The sequence below is a fragment of the Trueperella abortisuis genome, assembly GCF_030811095.1.
Taxonomy (GTDB): domain Bacteria; phylum Actinomycetota; class Actinomycetes; order Actinomycetales; family Actinomycetaceae; genus Trueperella; species Trueperella abortisuis.
This window is the reverse complement of sequence record NZ_JAUSQL010000001.1, coordinates 1,648,889-1,668,943: the sequence shown is the minus strand read 5'-3', so window position 1 is coordinate 1,668,943 and position 20,055 is coordinate 1,648,889. Positions and strand designations below refer to the sequence as shown.

The following is a 20,055-nucleotide window of genomic DNA, read 5'->3' as shown; positions in this document are numbered from 1 at the left end:
CGCATGAGTGATGCGCGAATCGTCAGCCGGATCTATACCTCTGAGCCTCAGCTCACGCGGGCGATGGCCGCTGAAGTCCGCCACTGTCCCGAGCCAGTTACGCAGCTACTTGAGGACCGCATTGGCGCTCGCCTTGGCCGCCTGGTGGCGGTTGAGTGCGAGAAAGACGCTCGTGTGGACATCATGTGCCGCTTCGCCTGTGACGGCACGGAGGTTGCGGTGGCGATTGAAGCGAAACTGGATCACTTCATGTCGCGCGAGCAAATCGACAAAGAACAGGAAGCCTCGGACTACCTGGTCGCCCTCGTGCTGGACGTGGAAGACGCCTCAGTGTTTGACGCAATGCTGGATGCCGTCATCACCTGGCAAGACCTGCTGGCCGTCATCCCAGAATCTCGCGTCAGGCTCGAGGACATCTATACCCTGCCTGCGCAGAAGGTCCATGTGGAACGTTTCTTGAAGAGCAAACTCGAGCACATGGATTTCGGCCCAGGCTGGAAGTTATATACCGACCGTGGCGGTAGCGCGATGCCGGGCATCACGATCGAAAGCCCGATTAGCCCATCCGGTGACCAGCTCGTTGGCCAGATCCAGGTGTGTGGCCGTGGAATGCCAGAGAACTTCGATGATGTTCATTTCGAGTACTACGTCGGCACCCGCGTGTACGAGACAGACGCTTACTACCCAGACCCCGCAAGTGGGATCGTGCCGGCCTGGGTGACCAACGCCTGCATCCTCTACACCGATGTGCTCGCTGGAGACCCATCCCGTTTCGAGATCAAGACCAACAGGCCAGGAACCTCCAAACGCCCCTACGGCAAACGCCGCAAAGAACTCACCAACCTCTACCTCACGGACCAGCCGTGGCTCGCCCAGGGATACGTGGACTGGGCGCTCGGCGTGCGTGTGACACACAAACCAGTGACCGAATTCGACACCCTAGCGGCCAACGCCAGGGAACTGTTCACCACCTGGTACGCCGCACTAGAGAACAAGTAGACCACGCGAGTCGTAGACGGATTCGGTGTGTTGTCCGCCGTTTCGGATGGCTCGGTCGAGGGCCATGATGGTGGCGACGACCCCGTCGATCTTCTCCGTGGACTTTTGCTTGTCGGGTTTGATGTTGCCGGCCGGGTCTTGCCGGATGTGGATATTGTCGACCATCCAGGCCAGCACCTCATGCCCGCCGTGATGCAACCGGCCTTCCAGCGCTAGCTTCATGAACTCCTTACTGGGCGGGCTCATGTCTTTGAATCCCTGGCCGAAGGGGACGACGGTGAAGCCGGCGTCCTCAAGGTTCTGGCTCATTTGGGTCGCGCCCCACCGGTCGAAGGCGATCTGGCGGATATTGAACCTCTCACCGAGTTCCTCGATGGTGGCCTCGATCGCTCCGTAGTGGACGACGTTGCCGTCGGTGACCTGGATGAGGCCTCTCTTGGCCCACAGGTCATAAGGCACACGGTCACGGGCCACGCGCGCGCTCAATCCTTCTTCGGGGATCCAGAACCACGGCACCACCCGGTACGCATCCACGCTCTCGTCGGGCGGAAACACGAGCACGAACGCCGTGATGTCCGTCGTGGATGCCAGGTCCAGGCCTCCGTAGCACTCCCGGCCCTCGAGGTCAGCCAGATCAACGGGAGCATTGTTCTGGTTCCAGATGTGCATGGGCATCCATCGGATGGATTGCTTGACCCACTGGTTCAGGCGTAGCTGGCGGAAGCTGTTCTCCTCGGCGGGGTTGATGCGTGCGCTGTGGGCGGCGGCGCGCACTTTGTCGATCGGCACCGTCACCCCCAGGCTCGGATTGGCCTTACGCCACACCTCTTCGTCAAGCCAGTCGTCGTCGGGCTCAGCCCCGTAGACCACCGGATAGAACGTGGGGTCCACCTTCTTGCCAGCCAGCAGGTCTTTGGCCTTCTGGTGCTGCTCGAAACACACGCTGTGGGTGTCGGTACCGGCGGTGGTGATCAAAAAATACAGAGGCTGCGTGCGCGCATCACCCGAGCCTTTGGTCATCACGTCGAACAGGGCCCGGTTGGGCTGCGTGTGCAGCTCGTCGAAAATGACCCCGGAGACGTTGAAGCCGTGCTTGGAATACGCCTCAGCAGAGAGCACTTGGTAGAAGCTGTTCGTGGGCTTGTAAATCAGGCGCTTCTGGGAGGCCAGGATCTTCACCCTACGGGCCAGCGGTGGGCACAGGCGCACCATATCGGCCGCGACCTCGAAGACAATGGAGGCTTGTTGGCGGTCCGCCGCACACCCGTACACCTCAGCCCGCTCCTCACCATCAGCGCAGGTCAGCAGCAGGGCGATGGCGGCGGCCAGTTCGGACTTGCCCTGTTTCTTGGGGATTTCGACGTAGGCGGTGGTGAATTGCCGGTAGCCGTCATCTTTGACGGTGCCGAACAAGTCCCTGACGATGGCCTCCTGCCAGGGCAGCAGGGTGAAGGGTTTGCCGGCCCAGCGGCCCTTGGTGTGCTTGAGGGCTTGGATGAACGCGACGGCTTTGTCGGCCTTGGCCTTGTCGTAGTGGGAGCCTTCAGCCATGAACCCGGTCGGCTCATACGCGTCGTTCATGGCTGGCTCCCTTCGTGTGGGACGAGCGCGCCCCGGGACCGTCTGGGTTCCCGGGGCTCGCGTGCTTAGTTAGTTGGCCAGGGCCCAGGCAAGTGCCTCGGCGTTCGCTTCCTCGCGCATGTGGTTGTAGTCGAAACCCTTCGGCTGCCAGGCGGTGCGCTCGAAGCCGCTGCCGTTGGCCTTGTAGGTGGCGGGGATTTTCACCCAGCCGGTGGCGTTGATCCAGGTGGTGTACACCAAGGCGTACCGGCCGCCTCCGAGGGGCAGCCAGGTGTTGGACCGCCCGTGAGTACCAACCCGGTGCGCGTCGCTCTCATCGGTGAGGGTTTCGGGGGCCTCGTCCAGGGGCAGGTAGTCAGCCTCGACGTACTCCTCACCCTCAACCTCGGTGAGGGTGGTGACGCCCTGCTTGGCGGCCTCGAGGCCGGCGGCGTAAGCGGCCTGGAGGAGGTGGCGCAATCCGGCGGCGCTGATGTCGTGGAAGTCGAAGCCGTCGTTGCCGCGGGTAAGCAGGGTGGGGATGTGCTCGTAACCGGCGTCCTTGACGAGCTGCTCGAGTTGGGGGCGCAGGGCCGCGGTCGTCATCTCGCGGCTGGTGTTCTTGTTGCTCATTGTTGGCTCCTTTTCGCGTGTGTGGCTGTGTTTGCCTTGCGTGTATATACAGCCATAGCCGCGCACACTTATCCAGCCAGTTTCGCCTGGTATTGCAACGTTTTCTAGAGATCATCATCTCTAGAAGTGCGGGGTTGAAGCCTGCCTTGTGACGCAGCCGTTCAGGCCCCCACCAGCACGCTGTCGAGCTCGTCAGTCTCGGGTGTGAACCAGTGTTCGATGAAGTCGAGGTAGCCGTAAGGGTCAGCCAGGATCGCCGCTTCGGCTAACGGGTATCCGAGTTTCTGGGCCGCAGCCAAGGCCTGGCTGGTCTCCCACAAGTCCACACCGGCCTCAGCCAGTTCGGTCAGTTCCAGGTGCAACTCACTCATCGTTTCTCGCCTCTCTAAGACGGGCCCAGCCTCGAGGCCGGGGTGGTGTTGGGTGGTGTTCCCCAGGGGGCCGGACTTGTTTCTGCGTGCCCCCTGAGGCTTGGGGTGTCAGTCGTGGGCGAGGATCATGCCCATCGCCCAGGCCCCGGCTTCGGCCTGGGTGTGGAAGTCCTCGAAGTCGTCAGCCGAAGTGACTTCCATGCGGATCGGGGCCTGCGGGCCGCGCTCGTCGGTGGCGTAGCGGTAGAGGAAAGCCTGGTAGCCCATTTCGTTTCGGTCGTAGTTCCAGGCCCAGCGGGTGGCGATGATCCACTCGCCAAGGGGCATCATGTTCCCGCGCACCTTCACCGTCTTCTTCAGGTCCTTTTCGGTGCGGGTGGTTTCCATCTCGCGGCGGGTGGCGTTGCTCATTCTTGGGCTCCCTTGCTGGTCGTTCGGGGTTGTTTGCTTGTGTATATACAGCCATAGCCCCGCACACTTATCCAGCCGGTTTTGCCTGGTATTGCAACGTTTTCTAGAGATCACCATCTCTAGAATCACCCCCGCCCTCTTTGGCTTATGGGGTGGGTGCCAGCAGCACGATCGTGGCCTGGGAGCGGATACCTGACTTTTCTGCGATCAGTCTGGCGGCGTCACCTTGATTGACCCTGTAGGCCCAGTCCAGCCTGTCACCCTCTTTGAGGGACACAACACGGGTGAATGAGGTGAACTGGTCCACGCGGCTTGCGTCGGCGTAGAAGAAGTTGGTGGCTACCGTTCCTGTATCGCCCATGGCTGTGCGCACACGGTGGAGTAAGAACTGGGCTTCGTGGACCATCGTCACCGAGATCATGTAAATCCCCGACACGGGCACACGCCAGTACTTGATCGGCTGATCACCCTGGACTGTTTCGGTCCACCCGCCCGTCGGGTCCAGAATCGCCTTCCACGAATGAATCCCGAAATGGTAGGACAAGCGCGTACTAGCCCCAGCAGCATAGAAAGTCTCGTCGTGATCCAACTGGATGTGCGCGTATACGCCCTGCCTGGCGGCAGGGTTACCGAACACGCCCGCGGCCACAGCCCCAATATCAGCCGCCAGCGCTTCCAGCACTGCAGGGTCAGCATCCCTGCCCGGAGCCCCGTCCTTACCTGGGGCCCCGTCCTTCCCATCACGCCCGTCTTTGCCGTCTCGTCCTGCGGGGGCGGTGTAGATCGTGAGCTCACTGGGGGCCGGCGGGGTGAGAGTGACGGGCGGCTGGTTGTGGACGGTGATTGTCACGTTGTTGTTCATCGGGTGATGTCTCCCATCCACCGCACTATGCCCCGCGCCCAGGTCCGCACACCGCCGGCGTTGGTGGCTTGCAGGTCCCAGGCCCCCTCACGCACCTTGCCACCGTCCACCGCCGACAGGCCCGCGGGGATGGTCACGGCCACCAGACCCTGCTTGGCTTTGCTGGCATCTACGGTGAGGGCGACGGGCTGGGCGGTCTCGTCAACGCTCCCGCCAGGCAGGGTCGGGCGCCAGGTGGCTCGCCAGTTACCCCACGCAGACAAGTCGAGTGGGGTGTCGTCGGTTTTGTATTCGAGGGTGAGTGTCGCGTCGTCTCCGGCGTAGACCTCCCAGTCAGGCAACCTCGGCGGAAACCCCATCACAAACCTCCTCAGTCTCGTTTTGTGGGTGGGTTGCGCCAGGCCCCGTTGCCCTCCAGCCGGTGGGTCAAGGCATGACGGGTGGCGGCATGCTCGGGGCCGTTGAAACCGAGCCGGGTCAGCCAGGTTCGCATCGCATACCTGTCGTTCTCGCACTGGGGCGGGGTGGCCCTCACGGTGCGGGCTGTGGCGGCTTTCTCGACCATGCGGCGCGTGAGGGCGGTAGCGGCGTCGAAGTCGGCGTCTGGGGCGGGCTGGTCGAACCACACGAACTCCGCCACGCACGCCCCGTCCTTGTTCGTGGTGAACTGGACGTCTGCGTCAATCCCCAGCCGCAGGGCCCGGCCGATGAGGGGGCCGTATGCGGCCAGCATCGCGACCAGGTTGTGCTTTTCCCGCTCACCCCACCCCGGCAGCGGCACCCTGATCACAGTCCAATGCACCGTGTCGGGGTCGAAGCCGGTCTGCTCGACCTTGATACCTGCTTCCAGCAGCGCCATCCAGACCGCGTCACTGATTCCGCCTGAGGTGAGGAGTTCACTGTGGCGGGTGAGGGTGAGCTCGCCGATCTGGTAGGCCATCGACGGGGTCCGCATGTACTTTGCGGGTCGGCCGGTGGTGGCGGCGATCAGGTGGGCGGCGTGCTTGCGGCTGGTGCCGGCGGGGAGGGTGAGTTGGAAGGTCGCCATCAGGGTTTCTCCTTGAATCCGGTGGGTGTAAGGGGGCGTGTATATACACGCTCTAAACCGCCCAGATAGCAACCCGTAAACCCCACTATTTCAACGCTTCCTCGACTTCTATTGCGAGGTCGAGGTAGGTGCCGCGCTCACAGCGCACGCCGGCTGCGTCGCCGGTGTGTTCGACGTAGCGGCGCAAAATCACGCTGGCGTACTTCGGGTCCAGCTCCATGCAGTAGGCGACCCGGTTCGTGTCCTCGCACGCGATGAGCGTGGAGCCAGATCCGGCGAAGGTGTCCAGCACAACTCCGTTGGCCTGGGTGGAGTTTCCGATCGGGTAGGCCAGCAAGTCCACGGGTTTGGAGGTGGGGTGGTTCTTGTTGCGCTTGGGCTTAGCGAACTGCCACACCGTGGTCTGCTTACGGTCCGCATACCAAGCGTGCTTCCCGCCCGTCTTCCACCCAAACAAGCACGGCTCGTGCTGCCACTGGTACGGGGAGCGGCCAAGAACCAGTGAGTCTTTGACCCAGATGCAGCAACCCGACAGCTTGAACCCCGCATCGATAAAAGCCTTGCGGAAGTTCAGGCCTTCGGTGTCCGCATGGAACACATACGCGCTCGCTCCCGGAGCCATCACCTCCCTGGCGGCGGTGAACGCGGCCAGCAGGAACTCATAGAAAGAGTTCTGGTCCATTTTGTCGTTCTTGATCGACAGGCCAGAGGCGGATTTGAAGTCGACGTTGTAAGGCGGGTCAGTCAGCAGCAGGTTCGCGCTCTTGCCATCCATGAGTGCTTGCACGGCCTCGCTGCTGGTGGCGTCAGCGCACGCGAGGCGGTGGCGGCCGACCTGCCAGATGTCACCTGGCTTCACGAATGCTGCCTGCTGCAGGGCTGCGTCCAGGTCGAACCCGTCATCGATGACCTGGCTATCGTCGAGGGAGCCGATCATGGCTTGAATCTCGGCCTCGTCGAAGCCGGTGAGCTCGGCGTCAAAGTCCGCTGCGTCAAGGTCAGCGATGACCAGTGCGAGCTTGGCTTCATCCCAGGAGCCGCTGATCTTGTTCAGCGCGATGTTGAGGGCCTTCTCCCGCGTCTCGTCCAGCTCGACGATGACCGCGTCCACGCTCTCATAACCCAGGTCCGCCAGTACGGTGAGTCGTTGGTGTCCTCCCACGATGCGGCCGGTGGTCTCGTTGACGATGACGGGTTCGACATACCCAAACTCCTGCAAAGAGCGCTTGAGCTTCTCATACTCCCCATCGCCCGGCTTGAGTTCCTTGCGGGGGTTGTACTCGGCCGGGGTCAGTTCACTGATGGGGCGTGTTTCGATGCGCACGAGCCTGAACCTCCTCACGCAACTGAGAGACATAGATGGGGAATTTGTTCCACCGGGATGAGCGGGTGAAGTGCCCGTAGGTGGCGTGCTCGGCATACCCGATCCGGCGCAGGTGGAGCAGGTCGATGATCGCCGCCGGCCGCAGATCAAACACCGCCCGCGCCGCATCGGTCAGCACCTCATCGGGGACGCGGCCGGTTGCGTGGGTGTCGATGGTGAACGCGATCGGGTCGGCCTTACCGATCGCATAAGTGATCGCGACCGTCACCTCACCCGCCAGGCGCGCATGCACGATGATCTCCGCGATCAGACGCGCCATGTAGGCACCCGACCGGTCCACCTTCGTCGCATCCTTACCCGAGAACGCCCCGCCACCATGGGGTGCGAGACCGCCGTAGGTGTCAACCGCGAGCTTGCGGCCGGTCAGCCCCGTGTCTGCCGCGGGGCCACCCAGGGTGAATGGGCCAGCAGGATTAACCAAGATGAGCGTGTTCTCGTCGCTGCCCAGACCATGGGCCTGAAGCGCAGGCTCAATAATCATCGAGCGCACCTGACGGGCCAGATCCTCCGGGTCAGTGTCGCGGGTGTGCTGGATCGAGACCACCACAGCCGCAACACCAACAGCCTTTTCTCCCTCGTAGCGCAGGGACACCTGAGACTTGCCGTCCGAACCAATACCGGTGATGGTCCCGTCAGTGCGGGCGGTGTCGAGGCGCTTGCAGATCTCATGGGCGACCACCAGCGGCAGCGGCAGGTACTCGGGAGTCTCATCGGTGGCGTACCCGTAGACCGTGCCCTGATCACCCGCGCCGGTGAGCACGAACGCGCCCTCACCACCCGCTCGGGCTTCCAGGGAAGCATCCACGCCAGCCGCGATATCCGGACTCTGGCGATGCACATGCACGCTAATGCGCCAGCCAATCGGCGAATAACCAGCACAAGTCAAGGCCCGTCGCACGGCGGCCCGGATGGATACCTTGGCGTTGGAGGTGATTTCCCCGGCGACGATGATCCGGCCCTTGGTCGCCATCACCTCCACCGCACAACGAGCCGAGGGGTCCTCAAAGAGGAGGTCGTCCAGGATCGTGTCGGCAATCAGATCACACAGCTTGTCAGGGTGCCCGATACAAGTGGACTCACAGGTTCGAACAGTCATCGCTACTCCAATCTCGGGTGTACATACACGCCTGCCCGCCACCAACAACGGCAGCGGGCAGGGCACAACAGGCGGGGGCCGGGGTCAGTCGAGCAGGCGCTCCATCAACTGGTCAGCAGGCGTGGCCCCCGAATAGTCGCGGGTCGATGTGGCGCGCACGATCTCGTAAATCTCGTACCAATACACATTCGCCTGCTTGCTAAACGACTGGCTCATCGCCACAAACGGGGATGCGATCGCCGCCCCGGTGGTGGGATGCTTGCCCAGCAGACCAAACTTCGAGATCGCGTTCTCACACTGGATGTAGCGGGCGAACGCCTGCGCGTAGGCCTCAATCAGGCGGGGTGAGACGAACTGGGCGACACCGCGCGCATCCAGCCACGCCCACGTCTCCCGAAACAAATCCGCCGCCAGAAGATCACTGCCGTCGCGCTGGGCGGCCGACAGGTACTCCGACGGCTCCGGCATCGCCTCACCATCAAGCAGCGCGCCCTCGCCGATGTCGGTGGCCGGCAGATCGGGCCCCTCGAACACCTCCGGCTCAGCCAAGCGGGTGGCGGGCTTTCCTGCGGCCAGCTTGTCACGCAACGGTTCCGGCTTCGCGCCGGCACGGACCCTGCGTCCGCCGCGGTTGGTGCCGTCCTTCGCCACGCTTCACGCCTCCTTCCGGCAGGTCTCGAGGCCCCGGAAATGGGGGCAGGGGGTCAATCGGGCGTTTGATTCGACGTCTTTGCGCGCAAGACCCCCGGCCCGCTCAGGAGCAGCCCATGGGCTAGAGATTTCACGCCCCCTAGGGGGCCTGGCTGGCCGCGTGTGGGGCGAACTCGCTGAAAATGCCCACGCTTGGGTTCTGGGATTCCAGGCCCACAGTGGGGCTGACGTGGCCTCATGTCAGTAGGTGTAGACCCTGGGGCCGTGCCTCCACCGGTCACCATCCACGGCGGACTGGCGGGAGTGGCACGGCTTGCACAATGCCCGCAGGTTGCTGGCGTCGTGGGTGCCGCCGTGTCCCAGCGGGAGCACGTGATGCACCTCAGCCGCAGGAGTCGTGCGTCCGGCTTCCAGGCAGTCTTCGCACAAGGGGTGGGCTGCGATGTAGCGGTCGCGGATCTTCTGCCAGGCGTGTCCGTAGCGGCGGTTGATCTCAGGGTCACGCTGATAGCGCCGGTACCGGCGCGCCTCTTGGCTGGCGTGCTGGTCACAGAAGCGTGTGTGGGTGAGCTCGGGGCATCCAGGGTGGGAGCACGGGCGGGCGGGCTTGCGCGGCACGGCACTTGTTCCTTCCTTTGGCATGGCAAAGCCCCCACGCACCACCGGGGATGCTGGGGGCTGTACCTAAATCTCGACTGCTACCACCGTAAGGGGCGGATAGCGGAAAGTCATCTCGCGTTTCGTACACTCGCCAACGCTCGCGCTCACCAGCTCCTGTCCTAGTAGCCGTACAGCGCGGTTGCTAGGCGGGTGACAGCGCGGTTTTTCTTGCGGTAGGCGGTGGGGCGTTCGACGTAGAACTTGTCAGCGATCGCAGTGACACGGTCTTCCTGGCTGACATTGTCGGCGGCGAGGAAGAAGGTGTCGAGTACCCACCGGTCGTCCTCAGACAGCGCAGCCCAGGCGGGCAGGAACCAGTCCATGTATTCGCGCGCCTGCGCATACCGGGCACGGTAAGCATCGACCTTGTCCAGGGTCGCGGCGATCCTGTCCTCGCCAGCACGGGGGTTGGGTGCGTGCGGCATCCCATCCAACCGGGCCGAGGAGACGTTGGTGAGGGCGTTGTAGGTGTCTTTGATGTTCTGGTCAGTGGTGTCGATGATCTGCTGCATCGCACCGTAGTCCTCGAGCGCGGCGATTGCTGCTTTGTAGGTGTCGATGTACTTGGTCATCACATGCATGTTTCGTCTCCTTCACTGGTGGGGGTCAGTTGTGCTGCGACCGCCTGGATCAGGCGGGTCTGAGTGGTGTCTTTGGTAGCTAAAGCAGTCAGGACTGCTTGGTCGAGGGTGCCCTTGGCGGCGAGGTGGATGATGGTGACGGGCTCGGTTTGGCCTTGCCGGTACAGGCGGGCGTTGGTCTGCTGGTACAGCTCAAGTGACCAGGTCAGCGAAAACCACACCAACACATGACCGCCGGCCTGCAGGTTGAGGCCATGGCCAGCGGAGGCCGGATGGATCAGTCCCAGCGGAATCTCGCCCCTGTTCCACGCTTCAAAGTCCTGGCTGGTCTTCAGTTCCCTGGCGGTTGGGAAACGGGCAGCGATGCGCTCCAGGTCGTGGCGGAACCAGTAGGCGACCAGCACGGGTTGGCCGTTTGCGGCTTCGATGAGGTCTTCGAGGGCGTCGAGTTTGCGCTCATGCACCACCACCGCCTCGCGCCCCTCCGCGTAAACCGCGCCGGAGGCCAGTTGCAGGAGTTTGCCCGAAAGGGCTGCCGCATTACTGGCGTCCACGGTTTGACCGTCCAAGCTGATCACCATCTCGGCCACCAGCTGCTCGTACAGGCTGCGTTCCTTGGGGCCGGGGGTGACTTCCTGGGTAGTGACCGTGAGTGGTGGGAGTTGGAGGTGGTCGGTGGTTTGCATGGACAGGGTCACGTCGCCGATCGCCGCATAGATTTCCTCTTCAGCACCAGGCTTGGGTTTGTAGGAGAAGATCTGGGTGGCGTTGCGCTTGTCCGGCTCAAACCACCGGGAGCGGTAGTGGGTGATGTACCTGCCGAGCCGGTCGCCGCCATCGAGGAGTCGGAACTGCGCCCACAAGTCCTCGAGCCCGTTGGCTGCGGGTGTGCCGGTGAGGCCAACGATGCGGGTGATGTGTTTGCGCACCGAGGCCAGGGCCTTGAAGCGGGCGGCCTTATGGTTCTTAAACGAGGAGAGCTCATCGATCACCACCATGTCGAACGGCCATTGGCTGCCCAGGGTGCGTACGAGCCAGGGGATGTTTTCCCGGTTGATCACCGTCACCATCGCACCCGCAGCCAAGGCGTCCAGGCGCTGCTGGCGGCTTCCTACCGCGACGGCGAGGGTGAGGCCGTCCAGGTGGTCCCACTTGGCGGCCTCTGCTGTCCAGGTGTCGCGCGCAACCCTGAGGGGTGCGATCACCAGGACTCGGCGGGCCTGGAAGGAGTCCATCACCAGCTGCCAGATGGCACTGAGGGTGATGACGGTTTTCCCGAGCCCCATCCCGAGGAAGATCGCAGCCTGCGGGTGGGTGAGGATGAACTGCTCGGCTTGGCACTGGTAGTTATGCGGCGTGTAGCGCATCAAGCACCCCCTCAATGCCTTCTGGGCAATCAACGACGAGGCAGGTGAAGCCTTGTGCTTGGAGCTGGCGCATTCGCAGGCGTTGGATGGCTCTGGGGTGGGCTCCTGGGGCTTTGACCTCCACGAACACGACCCGGCCGCCCATCAGGCAGATGCGGTCTGGTACTCCGGCGGTTCCGGGGCAGGTGAGTTTCCAGCACAGGCCCCCGGCAGCCTCAACGGCCTTTTTCAGCCTGTTTTCAAGGGTTTTCTCGTTCATGGCTTCCTCCATTGAGTGGCCATGTGCAGAGGGGTGCAGGTGCAAACCTAACCTTTTACATATTGATCTAACATGCATTTTTTCCACATGCGATTAATAGGTAATCGGTCTGCACCCCTCTGCACACTTGGCCCGTATTTAGTCCTCGAACTCGTCTTTCAGGCGCAGCCCGAACACTTTGATCGCGGCTCGGGTTTTCTTGCGTTGGAAGCCGGCGGTCTCACACGCGGCGTTGAAGTCGACCATGGGGCGCGCCCATCCGGATGTGGACAGCGCCCAGGCCCGGTAAGCCTGGTAGAGCTCGCCGGCTTTGACCTCGCTGCCGTTTTCGATGACGCATTGGTCGGCAAGGAAGTGGCTGAACCAGTCGTTTTCTTCCCGGTAGGCCATCGACGCCTCAAGTACGCAGGTCGGCGGATCAAGGTGGTAGTTCTCGGCGTGGATGAGGCGTGCGCCTTCCATGATCCAGGCCAGGATTGCGCCGCCTGCGTGGGTGAACAGGTGGTCGGCGTAGTTCTTCACGTCGGCTGCCCCGGTGATGGTCGCATTAAACGGGATGACGATGAGCCTGCGCCAGATGCCCGCGTCCATTGCTCCCACCCTGGGCAGATGGTTGGTGTAGAGCACGAGCGAGTGGGATGGGGTGAAAGAGAAGGGGTCTTTGAACTTTTTCTCTGCGGCGATCTTGTCGGTGGAGGCGAGTTGTTTGACGTTGGAGGTGGACAGGCGCACGCCCTCCTCGGTTTCGGCCGCAATCAACAGGCGTTTGCCGCGGGCTTCGGCTAGTTCGGGTTTGACGTTTCGGCGCACCCCGATGGTGAGGGTGTCGGCGCTGATGGACCCGGAGTAGGTGCCGAGCACCCGGGCGATGGTGTTCCAGAAGGTGGATTTGCCGTTGCGTCCGTCTCCGTAGGCGATGATGAGGGCTTCGAGCATGACTTTGCCGATCGCGGCCAGACCACACACCCGCTGCACATACCCGATCAACTCGTTATCGCCCTGGAAGGTGACTGCCAGCGCCTGCTCCCACAGGTCACGCCCCGCATCACTCGGGCTGATCGCGGTCTGCAAAGTAATGAGATCGGCTGGTGTGTTGTCTCGCGCAGATCCCATGCCTTCACGCAGGTCGAAGGTCGCCTGGGGTGTGCATAGCAGGTAGGGGTTTGAGTCCAGTTCGCTGGCTCGCACTTCCAACAGGGGCTGGGCTTCTTTGAGAGTGGCCGCGATATTGGCAGATCGCCGCCGGCCGAGCACGAATTTGTAATACGCGGTCGCGTCCTCGAGCTGCTGGTAGGCCGCTTGCTGGGCCTGGGACAAGGACGCGATCCCTTTTGCTTTCGAGCTCGCTGAGGCGATCGCTTGGGTCGCGCCAGTGTCGGCCATGAGCGTGCTGGCTTGCTCGAGCAGTGCCTGTGCTTCTTCAAGCTGGCGGGTGGTGAGTTCTTGGGCGACTGCTTGTGCGAGAAGGTCGTTTTCTACCCACACTCCGCCGTCATAGACCAGCCAGTGGGTGGCCATGGAATAGCGGATCTTGTCTGCATACTCGGTGGCCATGGCTTCGGCCTGCCCGACATCGGTGTAATCGTCAGGTTTGAGACTGGTCAGCGCCTGATACGCGGCGGGACTGATATAGGACGGGTCCGCGGCAACTTTGCTCGCGAACTTGGTTGCTGATCTCCAGATTGCCTCTACTTCCGCCTGCGGCAGCGGCGGGTCACACAGTGCTGCTTTGCGGTCGAACAGGGCCCGGGCCTGGTCACCATTCCCGTAGCGGATGAGCACACGGCCGGCGAAGCGTGACAGGGTCGCGTTCCGGCTACCTTCACCGATGGTCATGGTGGCGGCATCGAACGCTGCGAACGCATCCACTTCCGCCTGAGTGGTCAGCCACTGGTCGATGGTCATGGTGCCGGTGAAGGTCTCGACCTGTGGTGTGGGGTGCCCGTAGAGGAAGCGGGCTGCATCCACAGCCCCGGGGTCAAAGAAGGTGAACTGGTCGGCCAGGGACTTCTTCAGCCCCGCGTAGGCGGCAGGATCCGTGACCTGTTGGATTGGGAAGTAGACGTGGAAGCGCGGCCGGGCAGCCTTCACGCCCTTGGGCAGATTGTGATTGCGGCTGGTAGCGGTCATGAACTCCACGTCCGCGAGTTGGCCTGCCAGATCCTGCGGGGTCACCCAGTCGGCGGGATCCTCCGTGTGATCGTTGTCGATGTCCATCACCAGGCAGTCAGAGCTGACGAAGCCATGGCTGGAGCGCTGGTTAGCCAGGTACTCGGCGGCCACGTGATCCGTTCGTGCTGCCGCCTCCAAGTCCGCGGCGCTCGTAATCGGAGCCTTGTACGGGTAGATAGTGTTTGTCTGGCATCCGGCAGCGTGAGCGGTAAACAAGGTGAAGACACTCATGGGTGGATCTCCTCAAAGTCGTGGTTAACGAAGGTGATCGGTAGGTCCAGGTGGCGGGCCCAGCGGGCTTCTTCACGCATGCCCGCGCTGACTTGCGGCGCGTAGATCCACACCTGTTCACACTTACTCATCACGATCCGGCCCATAAACATCGCCAACTCGCGCGCATCTGAGTCTGAGTCATCCATGAACTGCGGAAACAACAGGTGCGGGGCAACCGGAATACATCCGCGCTCAACTAGCGCCGCACTGAAGCGGCGTGCGAGAGCAACATTGGCTCGCGTGTCCCCAGCGAAGGGCGAGCACACGTAGACAAGGGGCCTGTAGCCGAACCTGGTGCGCTGGTCGTGTTTGAGGACCTCGAAAGCTGTCGGGTCCGGGCAGCCTGAGGGGTTCAGGCGTTCAATGCGTAGAGTCGGCGAGCTCATAAAGCCCCCCTGACGCTTAATCCACTCCATGGCGTATCGCTCTTCCCGATGTTCACGGTGGCGGCGAATGCCGACGCAGCGGACCGTGCCCATCTACCTGTAGGCGTGGCAGCAGGCAAAACCGGACGGGCCAGCCAGAAGACGTTTCAGCCCGCCTAATCCTTCATGTAGAAGTCGCACTCGCAGCCGTCAGCATTCAGGGGCAGACCGTCAGCCCAGACGGGAGCCTTAGTCATCAGGGCCACGATCTCGTCCACGCTGGCACCACCCGCTGGTTCGTCGATGACGGCCTCGTCGTGAATGTGCATGACGATCTGGTGGCCTGCGGCGTCGATGGTGTGCATGGCATGAACCAGCAGGTCCCTGGCGGTGGCCTGGACGATGTTCTCTGTGAGTTTGCCGCCGTAGGTCTCGACCGCTCCCCACCGCCTGCTCTGGTCGACACCATCGAAGATGATGGAGTCGCGGCCGAACTTGTTCTGCCCGATCCTTGCCCTGGGGTATGCGAGCTCGCGGCCAGAAGGCAGGCGGATAAAGAGGCAGCCGGATGCGTAGCGCATGCGGATCCTGCCCACCCGAGCAGCCCTGCGGGTGGTGATGGTCTGCATGGCAGCCGCTTCAATGTCCCACCACAGGGAGACGATGGCCGGGTTTGCTTGCCGCCAGGCATCCACTAGGCCAGGCAGGTCATCTTCGGCCAGCCCCATGTTGAGTGCGCCCATGGCAGTGAGCGCCCCAACGGAGCCTCCGAAGCCGCAGGCGAGTTCGGCGATCTTGCCTTTCTGGCGTAACTCCGCGTTGGGGCCGTGCTTGGCGACGGGTACGCCGAACATGTGGGTGGCGGACTGACAGTAAATATCCCCACCCCGCCTGAACAGGTCCAGCCGCCATGTTTCGCCAGCGAGCCATGCGATGACTCTGGCTTCGATGGCGCTGAAGTCAGCGACGATGAAGCGACAGCCTTGGCTGGGGATGAAGGCTGTGCGGATGAGCTGGGACAGGGTGTCTGGTAGTGGGTCGTAGAGCAGTTCCAGGGTTTGGCTGTCACCATCACGCAGGAGCTTCCTTGCGGTGGGGAGGTCTTTCATGTGGTTGCGGGGCAGGTTGTGGACTTGGATGAGGCGGCCTGCGAACCTGCCTGTGCGTCCCGCGCCCATGTACTGGATCAGCCCCCGGGCACGCTCATCGCCCCCGGCGACGCTGAGCATGGCCTGGTACTTGCGGACGGAGGATTTGGCCAGGTCTTGGCGGAGCCTGAGCACCTCAGCGACATCCCCGGTGGCGGTGGTGAGGGCTTGTTCGACTTCCGCCTTGGTGAGCGTCTCGAGTTGGCAGCCGCGGTCGGCCAGCCATTCCTTGAGCTGCAACGGAGAGTTGGGGTTCTCCAGGCCGGTGAGCTGCTGGGCGCGGGCCAAGCATGTGTCTCGGTGGGTGGTGTCTGCGGTGACAGCATTGGCGGCGAGCACGGTGTCGATGCGGACTCCGGTGTCGTTGATGCGCTGATCGAGTGCGTAGGTTGCCCACTCGGCTTCGGGCATGGGGTGCTTGGCGAGGCGTTTCCCGAGGGCGACCTCGACGTCCACGTCGGCCTGGTTGTAGGAGATGAACTCCATCCACGCCACAGGGTCTTGTGACGGCAGTACTCTGCCGCCGTCCTTAGTGGGGATGGAGAAGCGTTTGATGAGGCGTTTGCCCGCGCTGTCTTTCTGTGTCTCCAGGTGGAGTGCTTTGGCTACGCCGTCCAAGCTCATCGGCAAGCCGAGTGAGGCGGCCCAGACCATGGTGCACCGCCACTGCGAAGGATCCAAAAACCCATTCTCGAGCAGGCGCGGGTGGTGGCGGCGTAGGAACGCTGAGAGACAGAGCCGCTCAAAAGCAGCGTTGAACGCTGACTTCACCACCCCCGCATCCGTGAGAGCCACCAAGATCTCTGCAGGTATCTGCTCGCCACTGGCTAGGTCGATGACCCGTGCGGGAGCGCCGTCGATGGAGTATCCGAACAGGAGGATCTCGAAGGCGGGGTCTTCGGCGTAGCGGTACACGCCAGCCTTCGTCAGGTCAGTTGGTGAAAATGTTTCGAGGTCCAATGACAGGTGCTTCATCGCGGTCGCTTCCATTGTTGGTGGTCGTGTTCAAGGGTGTGGCGGAGTGCCAACAGACCATGGCCTGTCAGCACTCCGCCACAGATCGATGCGAACTAGTTGAGGAAGTCCGCCCCAGCACTGAACGCTGCGAAGTCGTCCGCCGCGCTAGTGCGCCCGCCACCGAGCGGCTGCCCGTCGCGGAGCTTTTGCAGGTTGCCCAGCCCGCAGGCGATACCACGGTTGCCGTTGGTGTTGAACGCGTAGAAGGACAGGCTCACCCGCCCGTAGCAGCCCGAGTACACCTCTGTCGGGGACAGAATCGGCTGGAGGTCCGCGTCCACGATCTCCGGGGGCTGGATCGAGTTGGCGTTAACGAAGAAGCAACCCTTGTAAGCCTCATCATCACGCTCGAGATCCCCGTCGCGCAGCGGCAGCTTGAGGGCAGCCTTGTTCGGGCGCTTACCGCCGAACTTGCCAATACCTGCCTCGATCGCGGCGTCGATCGCGCGCTCGATCTTGGAGATGGTCTCGGTGTCGGTCTTGGGGATGATCAGGGACACCGAGTACTTGGGCTTGGATCCCTGGATGGACTGGGGCTCAAAAAGATGCGCGTAGGAGAGGCGAACTTCGCCGGTAACCACGCGGGTGGGGTTGAGAGTGTTCATGATGGTGACCTCCTTGGTCAGTTGTGGGTGGTGTTGGTGAAATCAGTGGCGGCACTGACACGTTCGAGCGGCGGCCGCTTGTCGGACTCAGGAACGAGAGTGGGTTTTCCCTCTGGTTTGACCACCAGATCCCCGAGAACGTCCTTGAAGGTGGATCGGCCCATGAGCTTCTCCATGGCAGTGATGCCGATGAGCTTCTTGTCCCAGATGTCGGTGTAACCCGCCTTCTTGGCGGCCTCAGCCACCGCAGCCTCATCCGAGTACTTGCGGACCGAGCGGCCTGCGACGACCTTGAACCCAGGCACCTGCGTGCCGGCCTGGGCCTGGGCTAGCGCCCATGCCTCCACATCCGACGCCCATGCTTTGAGCTCAGGAATCTTCATGAGCACGTCAGCGACCTCGTCCAAGGTGAGCTCGGCGGGCGGCGCGAACTCATGCCTGGCCAGTGCCAGGTTGGCGGCTGCCCTTGCGCGGCATGTGGGTGCGATTCGGCAGAACTGACACCACGACCCCGCCCGATATTCGCCACGACCCTGTGCGGCGATAGCCGCGATGGGTGCCACGACCTCCTGCCCCCAAGCAATCAACTCAGTGGCGGGGATGGTCCAGGTTTCGACGTTGTCCCGCCTGGGCTGGAAAATGCTCAACCGTACTTCGGTGATGTCGTACAGGGCACCGAACGCCGCCAAAGCGCCCAACCCGTACAACATCAACTGCGGGTTGTTGACGGGTGACACTGCGATGCCCGCGCCGTACTTCAAGTCGACCAGGTGAAGTACTGGTTCGGCCAGAATGAGCGCGTCTGCCGTGCCGAAGCCACCCGGCGCATAGGTGCTGTAGTCCAGGCGCTGTTCAACGAAGACCTGCGCGTCCACGCACGTCTGACGAACCTCTGCCAGGCGCTCGAGAACGAAATCGCGGTAATCATCCGTAAGCGTCTCCATCTCGTCGTCGATCCACTCAGAGATGGGTCGCTTGGAGCGGCGCTTCAAGGCTCGCAGCAGCTTGTGTTCTGCAAGTGCATGAGCGGCCGTACCCTGCAGTGCGGCATCCGATGGGGTGTCTGCCGTGCCCTCTACCGCCTTGGCAGAGGGCGGGCAGTTGAGCCACCGGTGAGCGCTCGAGGCGCTTAGGAGTGCGTGGCTGTCAGGCATTGCGCAGCTCCTCAGCCCGCTCCAGCAACTCCGTGTACTGGGCGGGGTCCACCTGGGACAGTGCCTCCGCACCCAGATCCCGGATCAACTGGTGGACCTGATCCCGCAAGCCTGCCTGAGACAGCTCCACCAGCACGCCCCGGACCTGCTCCAAGGTGACTGCTGGGGCGGGCGGGGGCTCCGGCGTCGGGCTAGGCGCGGCAGCATTCATGGCTGCGGCCTCAGCCTCAGCCATCTCCTCCAGCGCAGCCTGGAATGATGGTTCTTCCAAGCAGGCGGCAGCCAGTGGACGCAGGCCAGTGGCTTCAGCGTGGTCCTCAATCCCTTCCCAGCCGTCATCCTCCAAGGCTTTGCTGACCATGGCAGAACCTTCTGCAATGCGGTTAAAGCCCGCGATGAGTTGGTTGCGCAGCTGCATGTTCATGCCACCTCACCGCCCCGAGCGCTCGAGACAGCGGTGTCAGTGCCGTGCGCCTTGATAGCGTCTGCCAGGGCTGACAGGTCGTCACCGGCGCGAGTGAACTGGACTTCCACGCGATCGGCCGCGTCTCCGGGAAGAAGTACCGCCATGCGATGGCGCGTTAGCGGTGCCGAAGACGCGCTTGATCATGCGGCGGCTCAACCGCACTTTCCGGGCTGCCAGGACTGCCTGGGGTCCGGGGTGCGCGAGAGACGGATCTTGAGTGCGTTACTCATCGTGCCCTCCTGTAAAGGTGGTGTCGGTGGTGCGCTTGGTAGCGCCTTGCACCTGTAGGGCGTGGGGAAGGTCGTAACCGGACGGGTCAGCCAGGATCTTTTTCCTCAACTGAGCTGCCCCTCGGCTAAACGTCTTGCGCACCGCGTCAGCAGTGGTGGGCTGCCCCTTGCCGGTCATGTCCTCGGCGATTTGGGTGTACTGGTCACGATCGATGGCATGCAGCTCGATAAAGGCGGCCTGCTGGGGTGTGAGGTCACTGAGCAGGTCGAGCACGACAAGGTTTGACAGGACCTGTTCTTCCATGGGGATGCCCGGGGCTGCGAAGAAGTCAGCACCAGCGTCACCGTGATCGATGCTGACGTCGGTGCGGCGGCGATTGTCAGCCTCGCGGTATTCGCGATAGATGCTCTCGAGTTGGTCTTTAGCCCAGTCGGGGCGGTTGTCCTCGTCGAGGTAGAAGCGGCGCGCTTCAGGATCGTTGGGCACTTCGGGCACGCACAGCCTGATCTGCTTTCCGCTGGGGGTTGTGTAGTTGACGGTGAGGTCGGAAACGGACGGATTGGTGGAGCTGGCCGGAGTTGGCATTGACTCGTCCCTTCAAATGAAGGGAGAGCCGTTGAGCTGTTACGGGCTCACGATGGGAGGAAAACTGGTAAGAAAAGACCAAGGCGGGCACTCCGCAATCGGGGCACCCGCCAGGTCAACTCAACAGCTCTCCCACATGAACACGTGGGACCGGGCT

General features: G+C 62.8%; 22 protein-coding genes. 1 reads left to right on the top strand and 21 read right to left on the bottom strand.

Translation table 11 applies throughout. The features are described 5' to 3' along the window. The first annotated feature begins 3 nt into the window (after positions 1-3). Positions 4-999: a hypothetical protein gene (locus J2S45_RS07535; protein ID WP_278787596.1), complete on the top strand. Its 996-nt coding sequence runs from the start codon at positions 4-6 to the stop codon at positions 997-999. On the opposite strand, the gene J2S45_RS07530 is transcribed toward J2S45_RS07535, so the two are convergent. From J2S45_RS07530 to J2S45_RS07430, 21 genes are all read right to left on the bottom strand, one after another. Beyond that, entirely contained in the window at positions 985-2,580 is a 1,596-nt protein-coding gene (locus tag J2S45_RS07530) for a terminase large subunit (protein ID WP_278787595.1), read from the bottom strand. The two genes, J2S45_RS07535 and J2S45_RS07530, sit on opposite strands and share 15 nt — an antisense overlap. A gap of 69 nt (positions 2,581-2,649) precedes the next feature. After that, complete coding sequence (locus J2S45_RS07525; protein ID WP_278787594.1) at positions 2,650-3,192, bottom strand: DUF6900 domain-containing protein; 543 nt, start codon at positions 3,190-3,192, stop codon at positions 2,650-2,652. 161 nt (positions 3,193-3,353) lie between these two features. Continuing rightward, positions 3,354-3,563 (bottom strand): cell division protein, encoded by a 210-nt coding sequence (locus tag J2S45_RS07520; RefSeq protein ID WP_278787593.1) that lies wholly within the window; start codon positions 3,561-3,563, stop codon positions 3,354-3,356. A 108-nt stretch (positions 3,564-3,671) separates the two neighbouring features. Continuing rightward, positions 3,672-3,974: an Nmad4 family putative nucleotide modification protein gene (locus tag J2S45_RS07515; RefSeq protein ID WP_278787592.1), complete on the bottom strand. Its 303-nt coding sequence runs from the start codon at positions 3,972-3,974 to the stop codon at positions 3,672-3,674. A 145-nt stretch (positions 3,975-4,119) separates the two neighbouring features. Continuing rightward, positions 4,120-4,836 (bottom strand): hypothetical protein, encoded by a 717-nt coding sequence (locus J2S45_RS07510; protein WP_278787591.1) that lies wholly within the window; start codon positions 4,834-4,836, stop codon positions 4,120-4,122. Then, entirely contained in the window at positions 4,833-5,198 is a 366-nt protein-coding gene (locus J2S45_RS07505; RefSeq protein WP_296930758.1) for a hypothetical protein, read from the bottom strand. Before J2S45_RS07505 ends, J2S45_RS07510 begins: the two co-directional genes overlap by 4 nt. A gap of 8 nt (positions 5,199-5,206) precedes the next feature. Beyond that, the gene (locus J2S45_RS07500) at positions 5,207-5,884 is read right to left on the bottom strand and encodes a hypothetical protein (RefSeq protein WP_278787589.1); all 678 of its coding nucleotides are present in this window, start codon (positions 5,882-5,884) and stop codon (positions 5,207-5,209) included. A gap of 85 nt (positions 5,885-5,969) precedes the next feature. Next, complete coding sequence (locus J2S45_RS07495; protein ID WP_407702480.1) at positions 5,970-7,241, bottom strand: site-specific DNA-methyltransferase; 1,272 nt, start codon at positions 7,239-7,241, stop codon at positions 5,970-5,972. Next, entirely contained in the window at positions 7,180-8,364 is a 1,185-nt protein-coding gene (metK, locus tag J2S45_RS07490) for a methionine adenosyltransferase (RefSeq protein WP_307635008.1), read from the bottom strand. Before metK ends, J2S45_RS07495 begins: the two co-directional genes overlap by 62 nt. Before the next feature lie 84 nt (positions 8,365-8,448). Then, the gene (locus J2S45_RS07485; protein ID WP_278787586.1) at positions 8,449-9,015 is read right to left on the bottom strand and encodes a P27 family phage terminase small subunit; all 567 of its coding nucleotides are present in this window, start codon (positions 9,013-9,015) and stop codon (positions 8,449-8,451) included. A gap of 240 nt (positions 9,016-9,255) precedes the next feature. Then, on the bottom strand, positions 9,256-9,633 hold the full coding sequence (locus J2S45_RS07480; protein ID WP_278787585.1) for an HNH endonuclease: 378 nt from the start codon (positions 9,631-9,633) through the stop codon (positions 9,256-9,258). Positions 9,634-9,794: 161 nt separating this feature from the next. Next, complete coding sequence (locus tag J2S45_RS07475; RefSeq protein ID WP_278787584.1) at positions 9,795-10,256, bottom strand: hypothetical protein; 462 nt, start codon at positions 10,254-10,256, stop codon at positions 9,795-9,797. Next, complete coding sequence (locus J2S45_RS07470; RefSeq protein WP_307635007.1) at positions 10,247-11,623, bottom strand: DEAD/DEAH box helicase; 1,377 nt, start codon at positions 11,621-11,623, stop codon at positions 10,247-10,249. Before J2S45_RS07470 ends, J2S45_RS07475 begins: the two co-directional genes overlap by 10 nt. Beyond that, complete coding sequence (locus tag J2S45_RS07465; protein WP_278787582.1) at positions 11,604-11,882, bottom strand: VRR-NUC domain-containing protein; 279 nt, start codon at positions 11,880-11,882, stop codon at positions 11,604-11,606. The genes J2S45_RS07470 and J2S45_RS07465 overlap by 20 nt, the downstream gene beginning before the upstream one ends. 138 nt (positions 11,883-12,020) lie before the next feature. Next, the gene (locus tag J2S45_RS07460; protein WP_278787581.1) at positions 12,021-14,285 is read right to left on the bottom strand and encodes a phage/plasmid primase, P4 family; all 2,265 of its coding nucleotides are present in this window, start codon (positions 14,283-14,285) and stop codon (positions 12,021-12,023) included. Then, positions 14,282-14,713, bottom strand: a complete 432-nt coding sequence (locus J2S45_RS07455; RefSeq protein ID WP_296930748.1) for a DUF7768 domain-containing protein — start codon at positions 14,711-14,713, stop codon at positions 14,282-14,284. Before J2S45_RS07455 ends, J2S45_RS07460 begins: the two co-directional genes overlap by 4 nt. A 155-nt stretch (positions 14,714-14,868) precedes the next feature. Beyond that, positions 14,869-16,815, bottom strand: a complete 1,947-nt coding sequence (locus tag J2S45_RS07450) for a DNA polymerase (RefSeq protein WP_278787579.1) — start codon at positions 16,813-16,815, stop codon at positions 14,869-14,871. A 95-nt stretch (positions 16,816-16,910) separates the two neighbouring features. Beyond that, entirely contained in the window at positions 16,911-17,462 is a 552-nt protein-coding gene (locus J2S45_RS07445; RefSeq protein WP_278787578.1) for a DUF2815 family protein, read from the bottom strand. A 17-nt stretch (positions 17,463-17,479) separates the two neighbouring features. Beyond that, positions 17,480-18,616 (bottom strand): DUF2800 domain-containing protein, encoded by a 1,137-nt coding sequence (locus J2S45_RS07440; protein WP_278787577.1) that lies wholly within the window; start codon positions 18,614-18,616, stop codon positions 17,480-17,482. Beyond that, positions 18,609-19,040, bottom strand: coding sequence for a hypothetical protein (locus tag J2S45_RS07435; RefSeq protein ID WP_278787576.1), 432 nt, complete (start codon positions 19,038-19,040; stop codon positions 18,609-18,611). The genes J2S45_RS07440 and J2S45_RS07435 overlap by 8 nt, the downstream gene beginning before the upstream one ends. A gap of 264 nt (positions 19,041-19,304) precedes the next feature. Then, positions 19,305-19,898, bottom strand: coding sequence for a hypothetical protein (locus tag J2S45_RS07430; RefSeq protein WP_278787575.1), 594 nt, complete (start codon positions 19,896-19,898; stop codon positions 19,305-19,307). Positions 19,899-20,055 lie beyond the last annotated feature (157 nt).

What these genes read in the sequence shown, in the direction of transcription:
- J2S45_RS07535 (WP_278787596.1), top strand. Translation starts at nt 4, where the DNA reads ATGAGTGATGCGCGAATCGTCAGCCGGATCTATACCTCTGAGCCTCAG.
- J2S45_RS07530 (WP_278787595.1), bottom strand. Translation starts at nt 2,580, where the DNA reads ATGAACGACGCGTATGAGCCGACCGGGTTCATGGCTGAAGGCTCCCAC.
- J2S45_RS07525 (WP_278787594.1), bottom strand. Translation starts at nt 3,192, where the DNA reads ATGAGCAACAAGAACACCAGCCGCGAGATGACGACCGCGGCCCTGCGC.
- J2S45_RS07520 (WP_278787593.1), bottom strand. Translation starts at nt 3,563, where the DNA reads ATGAGTGAGTTGCACCTGGAACTGACCGAACTGGCTGAGGCCGGTGTG.
- J2S45_RS07515 (WP_278787592.1), bottom strand. Translation starts at nt 3,974, where the DNA reads ATGAGCAACGCCACCCGCCGCGAGATGGAAACCACCCGCACCGAAAAG.
- J2S45_RS07510 (WP_278787591.1), bottom strand. Translation starts at nt 4,836, where the DNA reads ATGAACAACAACGTGACAATCACCGTCCACAACCAGCCGCCCGTCACT.
- J2S45_RS07500 (WP_278787589.1), bottom strand. Translation starts at nt 5,884, where the DNA reads ATGGCGACCTTCCAACTCACCCTCCCCGCCGGCACCAGCCGCAAGCAC.
- J2S45_RS07495 (WP_407702480.1), bottom strand. Translation starts at nt 7,241, where the DNA reads ATGTCTCTCAGTTGCGTGAGGAGGTTCAGGCTCGTGCGCATCGAAACA.
- metK (WP_307635008.1), bottom strand. Translation starts at nt 8,364, where the DNA reads ATGACTGTTCGAACCTGTGAGTCCACTTGTATCGGGCACCCTGACAAG.
- J2S45_RS07475 (WP_278787584.1), bottom strand. Translation starts at nt 10,256, where the DNA reads ATGCATGTGATGACCAAGTACATCGACACCTACAAAGCAGCAATCGCC.
- J2S45_RS07470 (WP_307635007.1), bottom strand. Translation starts at nt 11,623, where the DNA reads ATGCGCTACACGCCGCATAACTACCAGTGCCAAGCCGAGCAGTTCATC.
- J2S45_RS07465 (WP_278787582.1), bottom strand. Translation starts at nt 11,882, where the DNA reads ATGAACGAGAAAACCCTTGAAAACAGGCTGAAAAAGGCCGTTGAGGCT.
- J2S45_RS07460 (WP_278787581.1), bottom strand. Translation starts at nt 14,285, where the DNA reads ATGAGTGTCTTCACCTTGTTTACCGCTCACGCTGCCGGATGCCAGACA.
- J2S45_RS07455 (WP_296930748.1), bottom strand. Translation starts at nt 14,713, where the DNA reads ATGAGCTCGCCGACTCTACGCATTGAACGCCTGAACCCCTCAGGCTGC.
- J2S45_RS07450 (WP_278787579.1), bottom strand. Translation starts at nt 16,815, where the DNA reads ATGAAGCACCTGTCATTGGACCTCGAAACATTTTCACCAACTGACCTG.
- J2S45_RS07445 (WP_278787578.1), bottom strand. Translation starts at nt 17,462, where the DNA reads ATGAACACTCTCAACCCCACCCGCGTGGTTACCGGCGAAGTTCGCCTC.
- J2S45_RS07440 (WP_278787577.1), bottom strand. Translation starts at nt 18,616, where the DNA reads ATGCCTGACAGCCACGCACTCCTAAGCGCCTCGAGCGCTCACCGGTGG.
- J2S45_RS07435 (WP_278787576.1), bottom strand. Translation starts at nt 19,040, where the DNA reads ATGAACATGCAGCTGCGCAACCAACTCATCGCGGGCTTTAACCGCATT.
- J2S45_RS07430 (WP_278787575.1), bottom strand. Translation starts at nt 19,898, where the DNA reads ATGCCAACTCCGGCCAGCTCCACCAATCCGTCCGTTTCCGACCTCACC.